At 41.1% G+C, this 22,233-nt stretch carries 23 protein-coding genes; 2 read left to right on the top strand and 21 right to left on the bottom strand.

The window, feature by feature from the left end; translation table 11 throughout:
• Nucleotides 1-3: 3 nt before the first annotated feature.
• The 9 genes from yycF to rpsF form a co-directional block, all read right to left on the bottom strand.
• On the bottom strand, nt 4-714 hold the full coding sequence (gene yycF / locus NSQ43_RS02385; protein ID WP_339252689.1) for a response regulator YycF: 711 nt from the start codon (nt 712-714) through the stop codon (nt 4-6).
• A gap of 266 nt (nt 715-980) precedes the next feature.
• On the bottom strand, nt 981-2,447 hold the full coding sequence (locus tag NSQ43_RS02380) for a M23 family metallopeptidase (RefSeq protein ID WP_339252687.1): 1,467 nt from the start codon (nt 2,445-2,447) through the stop codon (nt 981-983).
• Nucleotides 2,448-2,705: 258 nt separating this feature from the next.
• Complete coding sequence (gene dnaB / locus NSQ43_RS02375; RefSeq protein ID WP_339252685.1) at nt 2,706-4,061, bottom strand: replicative DNA helicase; 1,356 nt, start codon at nt 4,059-4,061, stop codon at nt 2,706-2,708.
• A 16-nt stretch (nt 4,062-4,077) separates the two neighbouring features.
• Nucleotides 4,078-4,524, bottom strand: a complete 447-nt coding sequence (gene rplI / locus NSQ43_RS02370) for a 50S ribosomal protein L9 (RefSeq protein ID WP_339252684.1) — start codon at nt 4,522-4,524, stop codon at nt 4,078-4,080.
• Between the two features lies 1 nt (nt 4,525).
• On the bottom strand, nt 4,526-6,496 hold the full coding sequence (locus NSQ43_RS02365; RefSeq protein WP_339252683.1) for a DHH family phosphoesterase: 1,971 nt from the start codon (nt 6,494-6,496) through the stop codon (nt 4,526-4,528).
• A 12-nt stretch (nt 6,497-6,508) separates the two neighbouring features.
• Nucleotides 6,509-7,447, bottom strand: a complete 939-nt coding sequence (locus NSQ43_RS02360; protein ID WP_339252682.1) for a DUF2232 domain-containing protein — start codon at nt 7,445-7,447, stop codon at nt 6,509-6,511.
• A gap of 191 nt (nt 7,448-7,638) precedes the next feature.
• Nucleotides 7,639-7,875 carry a 30S ribosomal protein S18 gene (gene rpsR, locus NSQ43_RS02355; RefSeq protein WP_283733434.1) on the bottom strand — a complete coding sequence of 79 codons (237 nt, stop codon included), beginning with the start codon at nt 7,873-7,875 and terminating at the stop codon, nt 7,639-7,641.
• A gap of 44 nt (nt 7,876-7,919) precedes the next feature.
• Nucleotides 7,920-8,429 (bottom strand): single-stranded DNA-binding protein, encoded by a 510-nt coding sequence (ssb, locus tag NSQ43_RS02350; protein WP_339252679.1) that lies wholly within the window; start codon nt 8,427-8,429, stop codon nt 7,920-7,922.
• Nucleotides 8,430-8,492: 63 nt separating this feature from the next.
• The gene (gene rpsF, locus NSQ43_RS02345) at nt 8,493-8,780 is read right to left on the bottom strand and encodes a 30S ribosomal protein S6 (protein WP_339252677.1); all 288 of its coding nucleotides are present in this window, start codon (nt 8,778-8,780) and stop codon (nt 8,493-8,495) included.
• Between the two features lie 334 nt (nt 8,781-9,114).
• Here rpsF and NSQ43_RS02340 point away from each other — a divergent pair, with 334 nt between their 5' ends.
• Complete coding sequence (locus NSQ43_RS02340) at nt 9,115-9,675, top strand: DUF3267 domain-containing protein (RefSeq protein ID WP_339252675.1); 561 nt, start codon at nt 9,115-9,117, stop codon at nt 9,673-9,675.
• Between the two features lie 43 nt (nt 9,676-9,718).
• Here the strand turns inward: NSQ43_RS02340 and ychF are convergent, their stop codons facing one another.
• From ychF to NSQ43_RS02325, 3 genes are all read right to left on the bottom strand, one after another.
• A complete protein-coding gene (ychF, locus tag NSQ43_RS02335; protein WP_339252674.1) occupies nt 9,719-10,819 on the bottom strand; it encodes a redox-regulated ATPase YchF in 1,101 nt (366 codons plus the stop codon).
• Between the two features lie 84 nt (nt 10,820-10,903).
• Nucleotides 10,904-11,107, bottom strand: a complete 204-nt coding sequence (locus NSQ43_RS02330; RefSeq protein WP_339252673.1) for a DUF951 domain-containing protein — start codon at nt 11,105-11,107, stop codon at nt 10,904-10,906.
• A 23-nt stretch (nt 11,108-11,130) separates the two neighbouring features.
• On the bottom strand, nt 11,131-12,024 hold the full coding sequence (locus tag NSQ43_RS02325) for a mechanosensitive ion channel family protein (protein ID WP_339252671.1): 894 nt from the start codon (nt 12,022-12,024) through the stop codon (nt 11,131-11,133).
• Nucleotides 12,025-12,119: 95 nt separating this feature from the next.
• On the opposite strand from NSQ43_RS02325, the gene yyaC reads away from it, so the two are divergent.
• Nucleotides 12,120-12,692, top strand: a complete 573-nt coding sequence (gene yyaC / locus NSQ43_RS02320; RefSeq protein WP_339252669.1) for a spore protease YyaC — start codon at nt 12,120-12,122, stop codon at nt 12,690-12,692.
• On the opposite strand, the gene NSQ43_RS02315 is transcribed toward yyaC, so the two are convergent.
• The 9 genes from NSQ43_RS02315 to yidC form a co-directional block, all read right to left on the bottom strand.
• On the bottom strand, nt 12,667-13,374 hold the full coding sequence (locus NSQ43_RS02315; RefSeq protein ID WP_339252667.1) for a DUF554 domain-containing protein: 708 nt from the start codon (nt 13,372-13,374) through the stop codon (nt 12,667-12,669). The two genes, yyaC and NSQ43_RS02315, sit on opposite strands and share 26 nt — an antisense overlap.
• A 65-nt stretch (nt 13,375-13,439) precedes the next feature.
• Complete coding sequence (locus NSQ43_RS02310; protein ID WP_339252666.1) at nt 13,440-14,276, bottom strand: ParB/RepB/Spo0J family partition protein; 837 nt, start codon at nt 14,274-14,276, stop codon at nt 13,440-13,442.
• Nucleotides 14,269-15,030, bottom strand: a complete 762-nt coding sequence (locus NSQ43_RS02305) for an AAA family ATPase (protein WP_339252665.1) — start codon at nt 15,028-15,030, stop codon at nt 14,269-14,271. Before NSQ43_RS02305 ends, NSQ43_RS02310 begins: the two co-directional genes overlap by 8 nt.
• Nucleotides 15,031-15,218: 188 nt before the next feature.
• Nucleotides 15,219-16,088 (bottom strand): nucleoid occlusion protein, encoded by an 870-nt coding sequence (gene noc, locus NSQ43_RS02300; protein WP_339252663.1) that lies wholly within the window; start codon nt 16,086-16,088, stop codon nt 15,219-15,221.
• Nucleotides 16,089-16,250: 162 nt separating this feature from the next.
• Nucleotides 16,251-16,967, bottom strand: coding sequence for a 16S rRNA (guanine(527)-N(7))-methyltransferase RsmG (rsmG, locus tag NSQ43_RS02295; RefSeq protein WP_339252662.1), 717 nt, complete (start codon nt 16,965-16,967; stop codon nt 16,251-16,253).
• Nucleotides 16,968-17,027: 60 nt separating this feature from the next.
• Entirely contained in the window at nt 17,028-18,917 is a 1,890-nt protein-coding gene (gene mnmG, locus NSQ43_RS02290; protein WP_339252660.1) for a tRNA uridine-5-carboxymethylaminomethyl(34) synthesis enzyme MnmG, read from the bottom strand.
• 134 nt (nt 18,918-19,051) lie between these two features.
• Nucleotides 19,052-20,437, bottom strand: a complete 1,386-nt coding sequence (mnmE, locus tag NSQ43_RS02285; RefSeq protein ID WP_339252658.1) for a tRNA uridine-5-carboxymethylaminomethyl(34) synthesis GTPase MnmE — start codon at nt 20,435-20,437, stop codon at nt 19,052-19,054.
• Between the two features lie 231 nt (nt 20,438-20,668).
• Complete coding sequence (jag, locus tag NSQ43_RS02280; protein ID WP_339252656.1) at nt 20,669-21,448, bottom strand: RNA-binding cell elongation regulator Jag/EloR; 780 nt, start codon at nt 21,446-21,448, stop codon at nt 20,669-20,671.
• Entirely contained in the window at nt 21,445-22,218 is a 774-nt protein-coding gene (gene yidC, locus NSQ43_RS02275) for a membrane protein insertase YidC (RefSeq protein ID WP_339252654.1), read from the bottom strand. Before yidC ends, jag begins: the two co-directional genes overlap by 4 nt.
• Nucleotides 22,219-22,233 lie beyond the last annotated feature (15 nt).

Below are 22,233 nucleotides of genomic sequence, written 5' to 3'. Positions count from 1 at the left end.
CATTTACTCCTGTTCTGGGTCACGCAAATAATAACCGACACCACGTCTTGTAACGATCCAAGTTGGATGGCTTGGTGTGTCCTCGATTTTTTCACGCAATCTACGAATCGTTACATCGACTGTGCGCACATCGCCAAAGTAATCGTAGCCCCATACCGTTTGCAATAGATGTTCTCTTGTCATCACTTGTCCAATATGCTTTGCCAAGTAATGAAGTAATTCGAATTCACGGTGTGTCAACTCGATTGACTCTCCACGCTTTTGCACTAAGTAAGCATCAGGTTGAATGACAAGGCTGCCAACAGTGATTTCATTAGTTACCCCATCCTGCTCCTCCGATATTGTTTTTGAATGTCTGCGCAGATTCGCCTTCACCCTCGCAATCAGCTCACGTGTACCGAATGGCTTTGTCACATAATCATCCGCGCCCAATTCCAAGCCTAACACCTTATCGATTTCCGAATCCTTTGCTGTCAGCATGATGATTGGAAAATCATACTTCTTCCTGACTTCCCTGCATACCTCCATACCATCTCGTTTCGGAAGCATGATATCTAAAAGCATAATGTCGGGTTGCACCTCTTCCACTTTTTCAAGTGCCTCGTCCCCGTCATACGCACAATAAACTGTAAATCCTTCCTTCTTTAAATTGAACTCTAATATATCTGCGATTGGTTTTTCATCATCTACTACAAGAATTGTTTTGTTTTGCATATTCCCTTTCCTTTCTCGCTCGATTGGCGTCCTTTTTTTGTTCTATCACTTTATCATTTCTTGCACGATTAAGCATTTAAATCGCTATACTACTAAAAATGGTTCTTTATCTATATTCTATGCAAACCTTCATATTACCTTCTAAATATTTCCCGCATATAGACGTTATTTCCCGGGAAAACTAAAGGAGGAGTTAGCCGAAAACCAAAACTATAAAAAGGAAAAAGAGACGGTACAGAATACTGTAGCGTCTCCATCCCTATTCATTATCTTAACACAGATAACGGATTGATATTGGAACCGTTCTTGAACACTTCGAAATGAAGATGCATTCCCGTAGAACGTCCTGTAGATCCCATAACACCAATTTTTGTTCCTTTAGGTACTGTTTGTCCCACTTTCACGTCAATCTTAGCCAAGTGGGCGTATAACGTCTTATATCCGTTGTTATGTGTAATGATAATCCTGTTTCCGTAGGTGCCGTGTCTACCGACATTCGTTACTACACCGTTATCCGCTGCAAAAATTGAGCGGGAGGATGGCCGTGCAATATCGATGCCCTGATGGACCCTTCCCCATCTTTTACCCATCTGACTGGATACGTATCCGCCATCGGCAGGCCACATGAATTTCCCAGTTCCACGAGATGGGATCACTTTCGTTCCGACTACTGTTATTTCGGGAATGGATTCCACCAAAACGTTCTCGTCAACGACAGATCTGCCGATTACAACCCCATTTTTCATCCGGACTAATTGTGTGACAGATTTTTTACCATCTGAACCCTTTTGTTTTAACTTTTTCTCACCTTTATACTGGGATTCGTCCTTTTCGGTCAACTTACTAAATTCAATTGTTTCGATTTTCTTAGTTTCATAATGAGCTTCAACTTCGACAAGTGGCTCAAGGACAGTTACATTAAGTTCCTGGCCGATTTGTAATAATGTATTTTCAGTCACACCAGGATTTTGCTCCATAAGCTTTGCTGTACTCATATTATGAGCACTCGCTATTTTCCCCAATACATCCCCTGCTTGAACTTCATACTTCTTATCTTCCAATGTTCCTTTGTTTAGGAGAGTTACAATCTCTTGTACACTTTTGACATTCTCAGGCGCTACTTGCCCTTCCACCGGCTCTAAGTCTGCACTAAAATGAATTTTCACAAGACGTGTTTCATCTTCTTTCAAAGGTGGTATAGGTTCAGTAGACTGGTTGCGAGCTTCGAATTCTGAAAGTTCCTCTTGAGAGACTGTTTGCAACGCAAGAGTTTTGATCACTTCTTCGTATTCAGCCATATTTTTGACGTAGAGTGATGTCTCTTCGCCAATTTTAATGCCAATTGCTTCTGCTTCAACAGTAAGCATATCTTGAAGTTTGTCTAAAACTTGGCTATCATCTGTTTCCACCGTGAATACATTTTCCGGAACAACAGACAGCTTAGATCCTATTGTTAAGGGGAGGCCATCAAAATTTTCTGCCGCTTTCAGAAGCTTATTTTCTGTTAGTACTTCTATTTGCTTCTCGTCAGACAGCATTCCAACATACTCGCCATCTGAATAAACATGAAATACCGTATGTATGGATGCATCTTCGGCTTTTTCGAATGCAAATCCGGATCCAATTCCAATCGTTGCAAATAAAGTGGCCGAGATAATACCTACTTTTTGCAGCCTTCTATATATAAAACTTCTACTTTTATCTTCTGTCTTTTCTTTCCTGTCGAAAAACATCGTTTAAGACTCCTTCCGATTAGGTGTCTATAAAGCACCCATCATACTGAAAGTTTTCACGCTTCTCTAATTTACCATATTCGCAAGCTTGCTTGGCAATATCCGACATTTTGTAATGAAACTGTGATATTGTATCCAATTATTCTTAGTATTTTCCAAATATTAGGTTGAAATATGTACTTTTTTGTTTGCTCATAAAGTCCCGAAATGAGTAAAAGCCTTGATTCATCCTGTAGCACAGGAAAATCAAGGCTTCTATCATTGGTAGGACGGCATCTCATGCTGACTCCAATCGATATTCAAGAACTTATTATATTCCTTCGCAAAAGCAAGAGTTACAGTACCTGTCGGACCATTACGTTGTTTTGCAATGATGATTTCAATCATATTCTGATTCTCGGTTTCTTTATCATAGTAGTCTTCCCGGTAAAGGAAAGATACAATATCCGCGTCCTGCTCAATACTTCCTGATTCCCGCAAGTCTGACATCATTGGACGTTTATCTTGTCGTTGTTCGACACCACGGGATAGCTGGGATAGCGCAATGACCGGGATTTTCAATTCCCGCGCAAGTGCTTTTAGAGAACGGGAGATTTCGGATACTTCCTGCTGCCGGTTTTCGCCTGAACGACCGCTTCCCATGATGAGCTGCAAATAGTCAATCATGATCATGCCAAGGCCGTGTTCCTGCTGTAGTCGGCGGCATTTGGAACGGATTTCGTTAATTCGGATACCTGGGGAGTCATCGATGAAGATGCCGGCGTTAGAAAGGGATCCCATCGCCATCGTCAACTTCCGCCAGTCCTCCGCTTCCAAATTACCCGTCCGCATGACTTGAGCATCAATATTCCCTTCCGCACAAAGCATACGCATAACCAGTTGTTCCGCACCCATCTCCAAACTGAAAATCGCGACGTTTTCTCCCGCCTTCGTCGCAACGTTTTGGGCCACATTCAATGCGAATGCCGTTTTACCAACGGAAGGACGGGCAGCTACAATAATTAGATCGTTTCGCTGAAATCCTGCCGTAATTTTGTCGAGGTCACGGAATCCGGTTGGAATACCTGTGACTTCTCCTTTTCTTGTGTGGAGTATCTCGATATTATCATAGGTCTCTACAAGCACATCTTTTATATGTTTAAAGTCTCCGGCATTCTTTCGGTTGGAAACTTCCATGATCCTTTTCTCGGCTTCTGAAAGGACCGCTTCCACTTCGTCCTCTTTCGTGAAGCCTTCTTCGACAATATTAGTTGCAACCCGTATAAGACGCCTCAAGATGGCTTTCTCTTCAACGATTTTCGCGTAATACTCAATATTTGCCGCAGTTGGTACGGCATTGGCGATTTCAGTCAAGTAGGAGATTCCGCCGACGTCCTCCAATTCCTTTTTCGCAGAAAGTTCTTCAGTGACGGTAACTACGTCAATCGCTTGTCCTTTATCGCTTAAAACAAGCATTGTATTGAAGATTTTTTCATGCGCTGTCCGGTAAAAATCATCTGGTCGAAGTACTTCGGAGGCAGTAATTAGCGCCTCCGGTTGTAAGAAGATTGCACCGATGACTGACTGCTCTGCCTCATTGTTATGTGGGGGAACGCGATCATACATCTGGTCCATCAATTATCGCTCCCTATCACTCTTCTGTTACATGGACCTTTAGCGTAGCTGTAACTTCCGAATGCAATTTAATCGGCACATTTGTATAGCCAAGTGATCGGATTGCATCAGGCAGTTCCATTTTACGTCGATCCACCTTGATTTTATGATTTTTCTCCAAAGCATCAGCAATTTGTTTAGTTGTGATGGATCCGAAAAGACGGCCGCCTTCTCCGGATTTCGCCTTCATTTCAACCGTCTTTTCATCGATAAGTTCTTTCAACTTTTTCGCTTCTGCCAATTCCTGTGCAGCATCTTTTTCCGCACGTTTTTTCTGGCCTTCAAGCTGACTTAGATTTGCAGGTGTCGCTTCAATTGCCAACTTGTTTTTAAGTAGAAAGTTCTGTGCATATCCTACTGATACTTCTTTTACCTCACCTTTTTTACCTTGACCCTTAACGTCTTTCAATAAAATTACTTTCATGTCATTTTCCCCTTTCCAATTTATCTTCTATAGCGGCTTTCAATAAATCCTCCGCCTCTTTTACCGTTTCCACATCGAACTGGCACGCCGCATTAGTCAAATGACCGCCACCGCCAAGTTCCTCCATAACGAGCTGGACATTCAGCTCCCCAAGTGACCGTGCGCTGATTCCGATTTTTCCATCTGCACGTGGTGCAATAACGAATGATGCGACTACTCCTTTCATCGTCAAAAGGATATCCGCAGTCTGTGCGATCAGAACGGAACTATATGCCACTCCATCCTGGCCTTTTGCTATTGCAATGCCCGACGGTGAAAGCTCAACTGTTTCTATAATTTTAGAACGCTCGATATACGTATTGATGTCCTCCTTCAGAAGGCGTTGCACAAGGACCGTATCCGCCCCATTTGTCCGTAAATACGATGCAGCCTCAAAGGTTCTCGATCCTGTCCGTAAAGTAAAGCTTTTCGTGTCGACTACAATTCCTGCAAGCAAAGCAGTCGCCTCTAACTTCGTTAACTTTTCGTGTTTTGGCTGGTATTCAAGTAGCTCCGTCACAAGCTCCGCCGTAGATGATGCGTAAGGTTCCATGTAGACAAGCATCGTGTTGTTGATGAATTCCTCACCGCGTCTATGATGATCGATGACAACGACCTTTTCAGCCTTCCCAATCAAACGGTCATCGATGACCATGCTTGGCTTATGTGTGTCAACGACGACAAGGAGTGACTTTTCCGTCAGCATTGATAATGCAGTTTCAGGATCAATGAATTGTTCAAACAACTCATCATTCCCTTTTATCTCATCCATCAATCGCGTTACACTACCGTCTAACTCTTCGAAATCAAGGACGACATAGCCTTTAACATTATTCATCCGGGCCATCTTCTGAACACCGATTGATGCCCCTATCGCATCCATATCCGGCATCTTATGCCCCATTACCAATACCTTGTCACTGCCTTGGATCAAATCCCGCAACGCATGTGAGATGACCCTTGCACGTACACGAGTCCTTTTTTCCACCGGGTTGGTCTTGCCCCCGTAGAACTTCAGCTTTCCATCGGTACGCTTAATCGCTACTTGATCCCCTCCACGCCCCAATACAAGATCCAGGCTGGACTGGGCAAGCTCTCCAAGCTCAGTAAGTGAAGCGGATCCTGTTCCGACACCGATACTTAACGTCAAGCCGGCATTCTGCTTTGCCGTCTTTTCCCTAATATCATCAAGAATCGTAAATTTCGCAGTTTCCAATTTCGATAAAATTCCCTCGTTGAACACTGCCATAAAACGGTCTGAAGCAATCCGTTTCACGAATATACCGTTCTCGGTTGCCCAGTCATTCACAAGGGACGTGACGAGGGAATTCAGATGGCTCCTTGTGGAATCATCCATTGTTTGGGAAAGTTCATCGTAATTGTCGATAAGCATAATTCCAAGTACAGTCCGGTCTTTATAATAAAGGGACTCTATACTTACTTTATCAGTTATGTCAAAAAGATAGAGAAGTTTTTCTTCTGGTCTGTAAACGACCTTATAGGTTGACTTCCCAACCTTCATAGGTGGTGTATCTTGTTCTTCATTCTTTAATATTGAATGGAACGTTTCAGACAGATGGAACAATTCATCCCCTATCAACGTCTCTTTACCGAAGATAGAAGCAGCAAATGGGTTTGCCCACTCGACGAGATGCTTTTCATTGAAAAGGATAATTGCAATCGGCAATTCAAGGAGAGCTTCTTCCCCGACCTTCTTCATGCGATAAGAGAGGGATTCAATATGCTTTTCCGTCTCGACATACGTTTGCTCCTCAAGCTTCCACGCGAACCCTACTGCCAGTATAAAAGGGATCGTAAATACAAGGCCAGCCCAGAAGTTCAATAAGAATATAAGGACCGCTGCTATCAATCCAAGGAGAGAAATGATAATCAATGGATATCGGATAGCCCTTCTTCTAAAAAATGACTTCATTGTCTCATCCCCTTACTTCGAGTTGTCCTTCCTGATCCAAGCCCGGATATTCACGCCTATATCAAGTATGCCAAGAAGTATAGTAATTGGATTAAATAACAAGGCTAAAATTATTGAGAGAACCGTAACAATCCTTGGCAGCTTCATCCTGAACATAAAATAATGGACTAAAGAAAGGCCTTGTAATAATAACAATACCCTTAAAATTATTGTCCCATTAATATAAAGCAAATATGTCGAGGAATCCGTTGTCATATTCATCACAAAAGGTAGGATAATTAATAACCCATAGATAAAAATGGTGATCACAGGTAATTTCAGTTGATAAAACGGTGGAAACTTCGGTACTTCATGACCAAGTCTGCGAAGCACCATGAAATTCGGGATTACCATAATGAATGCGAATGCATACACGGATAATATAAATACAGCCGGAATCGAGGATCTGTATAACATGAATGCTTCTGCAACAACATTTTCGTAACCTTCCGGTAATGCGCCGAATTCGTTTAACGATGCCTTGAATTGGTTCTCGGACTCCTTCAACACCGCCATTAAGCTATCAATGATATTGATATCAAAGAATAAAGCGAGTATGAGGTAGGTCACTATTCCCACAAAGATCATAACAAGACCGGTAGCCATAAAAATATACAATTTGGATTTCCCAAGCAATAGAAACTCAGCAATTAGGAAGGCTATTATTCCAAAAACAAGTGCGAAAAGCAGAAGTATGGGGCCACCTAAAAGCAAAGATAGTACACCCGCTATTAAAACTACATAATACGTTGTTTTCCTATCTTCCCGTAATCGATATAAGATAATCGGCAAGGGAAGGAAAACCATTAAGAGTAGCCCAATGAACGGGATAAAAAAAACTCCTGCCAACAATAAAATGAACGATGCAAGCATCATTGCCCCGTATTTAATTTTCTTTGAATGGTCTTGCATCAGTCTTTTCCTCCGTCCAACAACTAACTCACTTCTCATCTTTGTCCGTTGTCTTATTGAATGTGAGTTCCTTTAATTGTATCATGATTGGAACCATTAAACCAAAGACTGTATACATGCATCTTTTGGTCAATAAAAAACCACCTTGAGAGCGGGTAAACCCGTTTCACAAGGCGGTTAAAAATGTTTTTTTATCTTTCTTCCGCTACGAACGGAAGAAGTGCCATAATACGAGCACGTTTAATAGCAGTCGTTAATTTACGTTGATATTTCGCGCTTGTACCAGTTACACGGCGAGGCAAGATTTTTCCACGTTCAGAAACGAATTTCTTAAGTAGATCAGTATCTTTATAATCGATGCGTGTAATGTTATTCGATGTGAAATAGCAGACTTTACGGCGTCTTTTACCTCCACGGCGTGGTGCCATATCGCTTTCCCTCCTTACATGATTACGTCAATGGCAATGCCTTATCAGAACGGCAAGTCGTCATCCGATACTTCTATCGGACCGCTGCCCATACTGAACGGGTCATTGTCAGTGCGTGTATAATTTTGTTGACTTGGTTGTTGATATTGTTGATTTGGCTGCTGGTTCTGATAATAAGGTTGTTCGTTTCGTGGTGCACCACCATAAGCAGCTCCGGATCTTTCAGAGTTTGCACTACGCGGCTCAAGGAATTGTACGCTATCTGCTACGACTTCAGTCATAAAGACGCGTTTACCATCTTGTCCATCGAAGCTACTCGTTTGAATACGGCCTTCGATTCCGGCAAGACTTCCTTTACGCAAAAAGTTCGCAGTGTTCTCTGCCTGTTTTCTCCATGTGACACAGTTGATAAAATCAGCTTCACGCTCTCCCTGTTGGTTTGAGAATGTGCGATTTACCGCAAGTGTGAAACGTGTTACCGCCACACCGCCCTGTGTGTACTTGAGTTCAGGATCTTTTGTCAATCGGCCAACTAAAACGACACGGTTAATCATCAGATTCCAACCCCCCTCATCAATTTCAGGTGATACCTTTTAGAGCTTTTGGTTCTTTATGGATTAGTTGTCAAGACGAACAGCCATATGACGAATGATATCTTCATTGATGTTCGCAAGACGATTGAATTCATCGATTGCTTCAGTACCTGCGTTAGCTGTTACCAATTGGTAGTAGCCTTCACGTAGGTCGTCGATTTCGTATGCAAGACGACGCTTGCCCCACTCTTTCGACTCGATGATTTCCGCTCCGTTTGAAGTTAGGATGTCATCGAAACGAGTGATCAACGCTTTTTTAGCTTCATCTTCTACTGTTGGACGGATGATGTACATGATTTCGTACTTTCTCATCTTTAGTCACCTCCTTATGGACTTTGGCCCACTTTTGACGGCGGGCAAGGAGTAAGTAATGTTATTACTCACATCATCATATTTTAGCATGGTATGGATGGATATTCAACTATTAAATAAAAATGAGGTTCCTTTAATCACGGATTTCCGTTTTAGGCGGACGCTTTCCGTGGGGCGCGGGTGAGCCTCCTCGTCGCTTCGCTCCTGCGGGGTCTCACCATTCGCGCTTAATCCCACAGGAGTCGCCGCCTTCCACTCCAATCCTCGACGAGTACTGATTAATTTAATTTCAACTTGTCCGAATCGTGTATACTTAAGTTATGAGGTGATTGGTATGGATGATATCCGTGAACCGGATAAGGTTATAGAGATTGATTTGCCTAAGGTGGCTAAGGGTGGATTGTGGGTTACTTTCTTTTCACTTATTGGGCTGCTTGCTTTGAGAGCGTTTATTGAGGGTGGGCTATCTTATTCGATTACGATTTGGACTTTTTTGTATTTTATAGGTGGGTATGTTCTTTTAATTGTTCTACATGAACTGTTTCATTTGCTTGGCTTTAGGGTTTTTGGTGGGGTTCCTTGGAAGAAGATGATTGTTGGCGTGAATCTTAAGTTAGGCATTGCTTATGCGACGACGGATGTGCCTATGACGAATAAGGCTATTCGTATGGCTTTGTTGCTTCCGTTTTGGACGACGGGGGTGTTGCCTGCGATTGTTGGCTTGGTCACGGGAGATGGGGTTTTGGTCACTCTATCGGCCTTTTTGATTGGTGGAGCGGCTGGTGATTTTGCGATGCATAAGGAGTTGAAAAAACTTCCGGATGATTGGCTTGTTAAAGATGATCCCCAGTTGCCGAGATTATACTTGTTTGAACCAAACAAACAGATACAATGAAAACAACCGGAAAGGATTCTGCTCCTCCTCCGGTTGTTTTATATTAGACGTTAAAACGGAATAACATTACGTCGCCGTCTTGAACGATATATTCTTTTCCTTCGAGGCGAACTTTACCTGCTTCTTTTGCAGCAGTCATAGATCCAGCTTCAACAAGTGCATCGTATGATACTGTTTCAGCACGGATGAAGCCTCGTTCGAAGTCGGTATGGATGATGCCCGCGCATTGTGGTGCTTTCATTCCTTTGCGGAACGTCCATGCACGTACTTCTTGTACACCGGCTGTGAAGTAAGTAGCCAGTCCTAATAAGTGATAAGCGGCTTTGATCAGTTGGTCGAGGCCTGATTCTTTAATGCCTAACTCTTCAAGAAACATTGCTTTCTCTTCCTCGTCCAATTCTGCCATTTCTTCTTCGATTTTAGCACATACGACGATTACTTCTGCATTGTCCTGTTTCGCAAATTCACGTACCATCTTCACGTATTCATTGGATTCTGCTTCTGCAATTTCATCTTCAGACACATTCGCAACGTATAGCATCGGTTTGATTGTCAATAAATGCATTCCTTTAATCAGTTGGAACTCTTCAGGCGTCAATTCCACTGAGCGTGCAGGCATTTCATTCTCAAAAGCCTCTTTCAGCTTCAGTAACACAGGCTCTTCAGCCATTGAATCCTTGTCTTTCTGTTTCGCCATTTTTGATACACGTGTCAATCGCTTGTCCACGCTTTCCATATCTGCGAGGATAAGTTCGAGGTTGATGACCTCAATATCATCAATTGGATTTACTTTACCAGATACATGGGTAATATTTTCATCATTGAAGCAACGGACTACCTGACAAATCGCATCGACTTCGCGAATATGAGAAAGGAATTTATTTCCTAACCCTTCCCCTTTACTTGCACCTTCGACGATTCCTGCAATATCGGTAAACTCAAATGCAGTTGGAACTGTCTTTTTCGGTACAACTAACTCTGTTAATTTTTGAAGTCGCTCATCCGGAACTTCCACTATTCCAACGTTTGGATCGATCGTACAGAACGGATAATTTGCCGCTTCCGCTCCAGCCTTCGTAATTGCGTTGAATAAAGTCGATTTCCCGACGTTTGGTAAACCAACGATTCCTGCTGTTAACGCCATTTATTTCCCAACCTTTCATATAGGTCAATACATTATAATTATTACAACTCTTCTATTATAAGAATTGTTTACGCCTCTGTCTAATTAATGTTCAGCTTCGCCTTTAACAAGCACCTTTTTCATCTTTTTTGCAAACTCATTACGAGGAATCATAACGCTATGTCCGCATCCTTCACATTTGATACGGATATCTGCACCCATTCTAATGATTTTCCAAGCATTCTTACCACATGGGTGCGGTTTTTTCATCTCAACCACGTCATTCAATTGAAATACTTTATCCGTCATATGCTCAAGTTCCCCCTTCATTTTTATTGGTTATCAAATGACTTTGTTACAAGCGTCGGATATGGGATTTCGATTCCTTGTTGCCCAAGATGCTTTTTCAAACCAATTCCAATACTCCTTGCTGTATCGAAATGGCGCATCGGTTTTGTTTCCACAATGATGCGTTCAATTACGGAGTTTTCCGTGAAATTATGTGCACCTATTAGCTTAGGTTTTTCAAGTAAATCCGGATTATCTTTTTTGAAAGAAAGTAGGAATTCGTCAATCAACTTTTCAACCTTTTCTATGCCCAATTCAAATGGAATTGTTACATCCACAATTGCCAATGAGTTTTTCATGGAATAGTTGACTACTTGTGAAATGGTACCATTCGGTAAAATGAAGATTTCACCCGTAAAGTTCTTCAATTTTGTAGTTCGTAGCCCAATCTCTTCTACCGTACCTTCAGCAGAACCAATTTTCACATAATCGCCTACCGAAAACTGATCTTCAAATAAAATAAAAAATCCCGAAATGACATCTTTCACAAGGCTCTGTGCTCCAAATCCTACTGCAAGGCCCAATACCCCGGCCCCTGCGACAAGCCCTTTAACATCTATATTGAACTCTTGAAGAATGGCCAAAATTGCAGAGAAGTAGACAACATAGCTAAGTGTGTTCTCCAGTAACTTAAGTAACGTCCTCTCGCGTCTTTCTTCCCTACGTATCGGACCTTTCAACTTGATCCTGAACAACCGTCTAATGACGAATTTACCGGCATGTACAGCGATGAAGGCAATGGCGATAATGAAAGCTATCCTAACGGCAATTAAAAAAAGATCAAACCAAATTTGTTCATTTAACAAAAGTTTACTAAGCTTTTCAGTGTCATCACTGAAAATGAGTTCAATTAAATTCTTCACATTCTCCTTCGTCACTTACAAACTTCCTTTCTGTATAAATTTCATTGTAGTCGCGTATACTGCTAAACAATCAATCAATTTTGACTACAATACAAGAATGGAGTTTTGTCATGCACTCAGCACTTACTACGGATTATGACTTCCGGATACATTATGATGCCACTGGCGCCGTTTGGAATCTTAGTTCATTTTTTCTCAAGCATATTCCCTTCCATATGGATTCAATTTCATTCTTCTGCATTGGAACCGACCGATCTACAGGAGATGCATTAGGTCCGCTGACAGGTTCTCATTTATCAGAGTCTTTACTTTTTCCTTTTTCAGTAATAGGGACACTGGAGAAACCCTTACATGCTCTTAATCTACAACAACAATTGGATAAAACATTTGAACAGGATCGTTCAACGTTCATTGTAGCGATTGACGCGTGTTTAGGAAAAAATGATTCGATCGGACAACTATTATTGCATAACGGTCCTCTTTACCCAGGTAAAGCCGTTGGAAAAGCTTTGCCCCCTGTCGGTGATTTGTCCATCAAAGGGGTTGTTAACGTTTCTGGATTTATGGAACAGGCAGTCCTTCAAAGCACTCGATTACATCTGCCATTTGAAATGAGCAGGGTCATTTCCCGTTCGTTGCAACTTGCCTATGGAAGATTTAAAACAGGTAATGAACAATTGTGACGACAACACCGACAACAAAGATTCCCGGTATGAAATTAGCAACACGCATTTTAGTTATACCTATCAAATTCAGCCCAATTCCAACAATCATTAGGCCGCCTGTTGCCGTCATTTCAGAAATGAAAAACTGCAGTAATTCATCTGGCACATAGCGGCTTATTTGTGTTGAAAACAAAGTAATAATTGCTTGGTAAATGAAAACTGGCGCTGCAGAAAAAGCTACACCAATACCTAAGGTTGAGCTTAATATAATGGAAGTGAATCCATCAAGTACACCTTTCATGATCAACACGTCATGATCACTACGAAGTCCACTATCAATAGCTCCAATAATCGCCATTGAGCCAACGACAAAGATTAAAGTTGCCGTCACAAATCCCTGTGCAATACCGGGACCTTCCTTCTTGGATGGCAATTTACTTTCGAGATATTGACCCAACTGATTTATCTTCCCGTCCAGGTCCATCCATTCACCAATTAGAGCTCCAATTACAATACTGATAATGACAATTAATATTTGCGTGCTTTCAAACGTCATTTGTATTCCTATTGCAGCTACAGCCAATCCAATTCCGTACATCACAGTTTCTTTCATGCGTTCCGGAATATTGTTTAAAAAACGTCCAATCAATGTGCCTAAAATGATTAAAATAACATTAACAATCGAACCAAACAATACCATGGTTTTTCACTTCCACCTATTAAAAATAATACCTATTTTGCAGTATGAGCAAAATAGGTACAAGCTTAATCATTCAGTAATTCTAATATTCTTTCAAGGTCTTCTTCAGTGAAAAACTCAATTTCTATTTTACCTTTATTTTTCGATTTCTTAATGGTGACATTGGTGCCGAAATATTCTCGTAAGTTAGACTCCTGTTCCTCAAGGAAGATGTTTTTCTTTTCTTGCTTTGTTTCACGTGGAACATTTTCATTTAATCTATGAACTAATTTTTCTAACTGTCTGACATTTAACCCTTCACTAATCGTTTTCTCTGCAGTCAATAAAATCTGTTCTTTTTTTCTAAGTCCAAGTAATGTCCTTCCATGGCCCATTGATAGCTTGCCATCTGTAATCATATTGCGCACCTTCTCAGGTAAACTTAATAAGCGAATATGATTGGCGATATGCGGTCGACTTTTTCCAAGTCTGAAAGCAAGTTGTTCTTGCGTTAGGCTTAAATTATCCATTAATTTTTGGTAAGCTTCGGCTTCTTCTATTGGTGTTAAATCTTCTCGCTGTAGATTTTCAAGAATAGCCATTTCCATTGATTCTTCATCTGTCAATTGACGGACTACTGCTGGAATCTCTTTTAGTCCTGCAATTTTAGCTGCACGGAAACGTCTTTCCCCTACTACGATCTCATACATCGTCCCGACTTTCCGGACAATAATTGGCTGTAGTATACCATGTTCTTTAATCGATTCACTTAATTCTTGAATTGCATTCTCATCAAATATCTTTCTTGGCTGATATGGATTCACTTTTATGCTTTTCAATCGAATATTCTCAATTGATTCAGCTTTCGTTAAAGACTCATCGGGAAACAAAGCGTTTAAACCTTTTCCAAGACCCTTAGCCATTGTGTACCACTTCCTTTGCCAGCTCTAGATATACTTCAGCGCCCCTCGATCTTGAATCATACATGATGATTGGTTCACCATGACTCGGTGCTTCACTCAACCGAACATTCCGTGGAATAATTGTTCCGTAGACTTTATCCTGAAAATATTTCTTCACTTCTTCAATGACTTGAATGCCTAAATTAGTTCTTGCATCAAACATTGTTAATAGAACACCATCAATCATAAGTGCTTCATTCAAATGCTTTTGTACAAGCCTAATTGTACTTAATAATTGGCTTAATCCTTCCAATGCGTAATATTCGCATTGCACCGGAATAATGACTGAATCAGCTGCAGTCAATGAATTAATCGTTAATAATCCTAAGGACGGAGGACAGTCAATGATAATGTAATCATACTCATTCTTCGCATTCTGAATCGCATGCTTCATCCTTACTTCCCTCGAAATAGTCGACACTAACTCAATTTCAGCACCCGCCAAGGAAATCGTTGCTGGAACAATGTCCAAGTTTTCCATTTTGGTATGATGAATAACGTCCGTAATATCAACATCATCTATTAACATATCATAAATGCATTGATGCACATCACCTTTATTGACCCCTACCCCACTTGTGGCATTCCCTTGGGGATCGGCGTCAATTAATAAAACTTTCTTTCCGATATGTGCAAGGCAAGCACTTAAGTTTACTGAGGTGGTTGTCTTGCCAACTCCTCCCTTTTGATTAGCGATTGCAATAATTTTACCCACACTTGCACCTGCTTTCTCACTCTCATATAAAACTAATATACTTTTTATATTGACTGACCACTTTTATATTATTTCTTTCAATCTATTATAGTTTATCAAAAAAATGATGTCCGTGGTAATGTATCGCATAAAAAAACTCCTGCTTTTAGTAAGCAAGAGTAATTACTCTTATAATTTATCCAATTTCCTTATTTCTTTTTAGGGATTTTAACCGTAATTGTATAGAAATCATCGGTGTCTTCTTCTTCAGTCTTTACATCAATGCCACTTTTCGTGACAAGGGCTAATGACTGTCGAATTGTATTTAATGCAATTCGGACATCTTTACTTACAGATTTTCGTTTAACCGGTTTTTTCTTTACTTTCTCTTCCTCTTCCTCTTCAACTGGATTCAATGCAAGATGGATTCGTTCCTCCAACTGTTTTACATTGAGTTGTTCATCAATTGCTTCTTGGAAAAGTTTATGTTGCAACTCGGCATCTTTAACAGAGATTAAAGCTCTCGCATGCCTTTCGGATAATTCCTTAGTAAGAATTTTGTCCTTTATTGCTTGTGGTAGTTTCAAAAGACGAAGCTTATTGGCAATAGTGGACTGACCTTTTCCCAGTCGCTGTGCCAGTGCCTCCTGAGTTAAAGAATGCAATTCCAATAGTTTCTCGTATGCATAAGCCTCTTCAATTGCCGTCAATTCTTCACGTTGTAAGTTTTCAATCAATGCAATGGAGGCTGTTTCTCTATCGTCAAGATTTCGAACAATTGCGGGTACTTCTTCCCAACCCAATTTCTTCATTGCTCGGTATCTCCGCTCACCTGCAATGATTTCATATCCATCATTACTTTTTCGGATAACAATTGGTTGGATAACGCCGTGCGTATGAATCGTCCTAGCTAACTCTTCGATTTTCTCCTCGGAAAAAATTGTTCTTGGCTGGTATTTATTTGGTTTGATCAAATCTATTTTTACTTGTTCAACTTTTTCGGATGGAGTGTTTTCGATTTGTTGAATTTCAGGCTCTTTTTCTACACTACCAAAAAACCGTGAAAACGTATTTTTCATCCCGGCACCACCTTTATAAAAAACTGCTTCTCTTTACTTGTATATTCGCCATATCTATTATATATCCTCTTTGATTCTTATTAAAGTGTAGATTGATAGATTGTAGATATAACCTACCAATCCACGTGAAAGGTTATAAAAGAAATGTTTCACGTGGAACAATTAAGCAATTGGTGTTTTATTTGGAACTCCTGCTTTACGAGGATACTTTTTAGGAGTTTTCTTAACCTTCCTAAAAATAAAGATATTCCTTTCACTTTCCTCAACAGGCAAATTGAATGAATGCTTATCGAGCAATTCAGCACCAAGTAAAGTAAGCGCCTTCCTTGCGTCCATCAATTCCTCTTCGGCGGCAGCACCTTTCATGGAGATAAACATTCCACCCTCTTTAACAAGGGGAATGCATAATTCTGAAAGAACCGATAAACGTGCAACGGCACGAGCAGTTACAATGTCAAATTGTTCACGGTATTTTAGGTTTTGTCCGAAATCTTCGGCCCGGGAATGTACAAAGTCAACTTTACTCAATTTCAGCTCTTTAGCAAGCTCATTTAGGAAAGTAATTCTTTTGTTCAATGAATCAACAATTGTTACTGATAGATCTGGGAAGCAGATTTTCAACGGAATACTTGGAAACCCAGCTCCTGCCCCTACATCACAAATAGACTTATTTCCTGATAGGTCTGTGTAAAAAGCAGCTGTTATGGAATCATAAAAGTGTTTCAGATAGACAGATTGTGCATCCGTTATAGCGGTTAAATTCATTTTTTCATTCCACTCGACTAACATACGGAAATACGTATTAAACTGTTGTATTTGGTCTTCTGTTAAACTGATGCCCTGTTCTTTCAATGCATCTAAAAATTGTTCTTCGTTCACTCGGATCCTCCTTTTAAAAAGGACTGATGCGGACTTTTACTCCACATCAGTCTCATGATGTTACCCTGATATTTTTGCAATTTTGCCTTGCTCAATATAAACAAGAAGAATGGAAATGTCAGCTGGATTTACCCCTGAAATCCTTGATGCTTGCGCAATTGACAATGGTCTTACGGCTGTAAGATTTGCTTTTGCCTCTTTTGCAATTCCATTGATTGCATAGTAATCAATGTTTTCCGGGATTCTCTTGTTCTCCATTTTCTTCATTCTCTCAACTTGTTGCATCGACTTTTCAATATAACCTTCGTATTTGATGAAAATCTCAACTTGTTCGGCAACTTCAGCAGATATTTCTTCCTCGGGTGGAACAACTGTAATGATTTGTTCATACTTCATTTCTGGTCGTTTTAATAGGTCCGCTGCTTTCATTGGCTCACGAAGCTCAGTTCCACCGGATTGATGAATAATTTCTTGAACGGCTTCACTCGGTTTGATCGTTACTTTACGAAGTCTTTCAATTTCATCTTCAATCTGTTGCTTTTTCACAAGGAATTTCTCATGACGTTCTTCACTTATCATGCCAAGTTGATATCCAATTTCTGTAAGACGTAAGTCTGCGTTGTCATGACGAAGCAATAATCTGTATTCAGCTCTTGAAGTAAGAAGACGGTATGGCTCACTTGTTCCTTTTGTTACAAGGTCGTCAATGAGTACACCGATATAGGCATCTGATCTTCCAAGGATGACTTCCTCTTTGCCAAGTGCTTTTCTTGCAGCATTTATACCAGCCATGATGCCTTGTGCAGCCGCTTCTTCATAACCTGATGTACCGTTAATTTGGCCGGCTGTGTAGAGATTTTTAATTTTCTTCGTTTCAAGAGTCGGCCAAAGCTGAGTTGCGATAATGGAATCATACTCAATCGCGTATCCTGCGCGCATCATTTCAGCCTTTTCCAATCCTGGTACACTTTCGATTAACCTACGTTGGACGTGTTCAGGCAGGCTTGTTGAAAGGCCTTGTACGTAATATTCCTTCGTATTTCGGCCTTCCGGCTCAAGAAAAATCTGATGACGTGATTTATCCGCGAAACGAACAATTTTGTCTTCAATTGAAGGGCAATAGCTTGGCCCCTTCCCTTTAATCATTCCGGAATACATTGGTGATAGATGAAGGTTTTCATTGATAATTTGATGTGTTGTTGGTGTTGTATATGTCAACCAGCATGGTAATTGATCCATAATGAATTCCGTCGTTTCATAGCTGAATGAACGTGGAACATCATCACCAGGTTGAATTTCAGTTTTGCTGTAATCGATTGTATTCCCATTAATACGTGGTGGCGTACCGGTTTTAAATCGGACCGTTTCCAGTCCAAGTTCTTGCAAGTTTTCTGCAAGTTTGATGGCTGGCATTTGGTTGTTTGGTCCGCTTGAATATTTCAAGTCACCGATAATGACTTCCCCACGCAGGAAAGTTCCTGTTGTGATAATGACTGTTTTTGCTCGGTACACCGCGCCAATTTGGGTGATGAGACCTTTCACTTCATTGTCTTCGACTATTAATTCTTCGACGACTCCTTGGTGAAGTGTTAGATTTTCTTGTTCTTCAAGAACGCGTTTCATTTCTTGTTGGTAAAGGACTTTGTCTGCTTGCGCACGAAGTGCACGTACAGCAGGTCCTTTACCTGTATTTAACATCCTCATTTGGATATGTGTTTTATCTATAACTTTCCCCATTGCTCCGCCAAGTGCATCAATCTCTCTTACGACGATCCCTTTTGCGGGACCTCCGAGTGATGGATTGCATGGCATGAAAGCAATCATGTCGAGGTTCATGGTAAGCACCAATGTCGATGCACCCATCTTCGCTGAGGCTAATGCGGCTTCGACGCCGGCATGCCCTGCTCCGATGACTATACAATCGAACGTGCCTGCTTCAAATTGTGGCATGTTCGTTCATCCTTCCTATTTTATAAATTGTGTGTATATATTAGTAATCACATAATCGGATTTACGCTACAGGCGGACGCTTTCCGTGGGCGCCGCCTTTCGCTTCAATCCTTAGTGTCTAATGTTAAAATTAATTACTTTCCTAAACAAAACTGGGAGAACAGTTGGTTGATGAGGCTGTCTTGGACTGTGTCGCCGACGATTTCGCCTAAGAGCTCCCACGTGCGTGTTACATCGATTTGAATCATGTCGACCGGTATGTTTGCCTCTGCTGCGGAAATAGCGTCCTGGATTGTCTTGTGTGCTTTGTGGAGCAATGCAATGTGTCGGGCGTTGGATACATAGGTGAGGTCGCCGGCTTCGAGTGTTCCTTCGAAGAAGAGTTTTGCAATGGCTTCTTCAAGTTCATCAATACCCTCTTCTTTGAGGATTGATGTTGTGACGACTGTTCCTTTTCCGGCCAATTCATGTACTTTTTGCATGTCTATTTTCTGAGGGAGGTCGGTTTTATTGATGACTACGATTAGATCCATATCAGCCGTAGCTTCAAATAGACGGATATCCTCTTCTGATAACTCCTCGGAACTGTTTAGTACTAACAGAATAAGGTCTGCTTCTTTTAGTACTTGGCGAGACCGTTCTACACCAATCCGTTCGACGATATCTTCGGTTTCACGAATGCCCGCTGTATCGACGAGTCGAAGTGGGACTCCGCGGACGTTGACATATTCCTCAATTATATCACGGGTTGTTCCTGCGATATCTGTGACAATCGCCTTGTTCTCCTGGACAAGGCTGTTCAATAAAGAAGATTTACCTACGTTCGGCCTTCCGATGATGACGGTTGATAATCCTTCACGCAGAATTTTACCTTGTGAGGATGTTCGGAGTAGTTTTTCGATCTCCTCTTTCACCCATGTCCCCTTTTCAATCATTAGTGGAATGGTTACTTCTTCAACGTCATCGTATTCTGGATAGTCGATGTTGACTTCTACTTGCGCCAATGTTTCAAGGAGGGCTTGTCTTAATTCGCCGATTAATTTGGAAAGCTTTCCTTCCATTTGGTTCAAGGCAACATTCATCGCCCTATCGGTTTTTGCACGGATCAAGTCCATGACAGCCTCGGCTTGGGATAAATCGATGCGTCCGTTTAGAAATGCACGCTTAGAAAACTCGCCTGGTTCCGCAAGGCGAGCCCCTTCTTTCAACACAAGGTTGAGGACACGGTTCACTGCCACTACACCGCCGTGGCAATTCACTTCGACGACATCTTCACGGGTGAAAGTTTTTGGTGCCCTCATGATGGATACCATCACTTCCTCAACAACTTCACCCGCAGATGGGTCTACCAAGTGTCCATAATGAATTGTATGTGATTGTTCTTCCGCCAGTTTTTTACCGGACGGAGAACGAAATATTCGATCGGTTATGTCGATAGCTTCGTCTCCACTAAGCCGGACGATGGCAATAGCCCCTTCCCCCATTGGAGTAGATATGGCAGCTATAGTATCAAATTGCATATTCATCACCTTCCTGACTCGTTACCCACATGTGGATAACTGTTTTGACATGACTATCTGACATAATATATTATCACAAATTCACACTTTCTCATAGTGAGTGAACCGAAAAATGTGGATAAGTTTGAATGAGAATCCTTCCTGCGAATTTTCTTTAGGAATGAATGATCATGACAAACCATATTATGCATTAAAAAACCCCGTGAATTTCACGGGGTTTTTGATGCATTTTCAATTAATCGGTTCAATTACAAGGTATCGATGAGGATCTGTACCTTCCGAATAAGTTTCGATATCCAAGCGGTTCGATAAAGCATTATGGATGACTTTTCTTTCATAGGAAGGCATCGGTTCCAACTTTACTTTCCTTCCGTTACGGACGGCTTGATCAGCCATACGTTCCGCAAATTGCTCTAAGGATTGTTCTCGTCTTTCTCGGTAGTCCCCTACATCTAAACGTACTACTTTGAATTGGCTTGCGTATTTATTTGTAACAAGCTGGGCCAATTGCTGTAATGCATTCAACGTTTGTCCTCTTTTACCGATAAGGAATGCGGCCTTTTTACTTTCCAGTTGGAATGAAATGTACTTTCCATCCATTTCATTAGTGATGACCAAATCATCGATTCCCATTGCTTCAGCGATTGACTTTACGTAAGCAGCTGTTTCATCGATTGCCTTTTGGTCCGATATAACAGGATCCTCGATTTTAACCTCTACAATTTCCTTCGCTGGGCCTATAGGTTCTTCAATAATTTCTTCTTGTTCCGGTTCAGTAGTTGGTTTTGGTGTTGGTTCTTGGACTTTTTCAACTTTTTCTTCGGAAGATTGAGCTACTGCTTTTTTTATGCTCACAATGACTTCCGCTTCCCTAACACCAAATCCTAAAAATCCTTTTTTTCCAGGTTCGACTATTTCTACATCCACTTCATCACGCGTCACATTGAGCTGTTGCAATGCTGCTGAAATTGCAGCCTCCACTGTCGCTCCCTTTCGCGTTATCCTATTCATTTCTTTTTCCCTCCCGCTTTTACAGGTGCCACTTCTACTTTTTTCTTGAATGGTTTGTAAATGAAGATATTCTGGATAATTGAAATGATATTACCGATAACCCAATATAATGCAAGTGCTGCTGGTAGGAAAGTACCGAAAATCATAATCATGAAAGGCATGATGTACATCATAACTTTCATTTGAGGATTGTCCATCGCTGGACCCGTACGCAATACGGCAAATTGCATTAACCCTGCAATAACTGCGAGCGTAATGCTTGGAACACCAAGTTCAAACCATAGGATTTTACCGATTTCAATTTCCGGTGTCGCATTCATTCTGCTGATGGCATGATAGAGTCCAATGATGATTGGCATTTGAATCAGTACAGGCAGACATCCTGCAGCGGGGTTGATTTTCTGCTCTGTCATTACTCTTTGCATTTCTTCGCGATATTTCTGTTGTGTAACAGCGTCTTTAGACTTGTACTTCTCTTTCAATCCGTTTAGGATCGGTTGCATTTCCTGCATACGTTTTGAACTTTGCGCTTGTTTAATCATGAGCGGCAATAGAATCAGGCGGATGATGATGGTTACGGCAATAATTCCGAGACCATACGTACCTAATAGTTCTTTAAAGGTGACGATTAAAGATACAATCGGCCAGACGATGTATTTATTCCAAAATCCTTCACTCGTGTCATAAATCGGTTGGTTAAATTCCGAACAACCTGCAAGGAAGACCGATAAGACCATGAGCATCAGTATTAACGCGGTTCTTTTTTTCAACTTGTTTCCCCCATA

The organism is Sporosarcina sp. FSL W8-0480 (assembly GCF_037963765.1).
GTDB lineage: Bacteria > Bacillota > Bacilli > Bacillales_A > Planococcaceae > Sporosarcina.
Note: the sequence above shows the minus strand (reverse complement) of the source record. Positions and strands in the feature narration are given on the sequence as shown.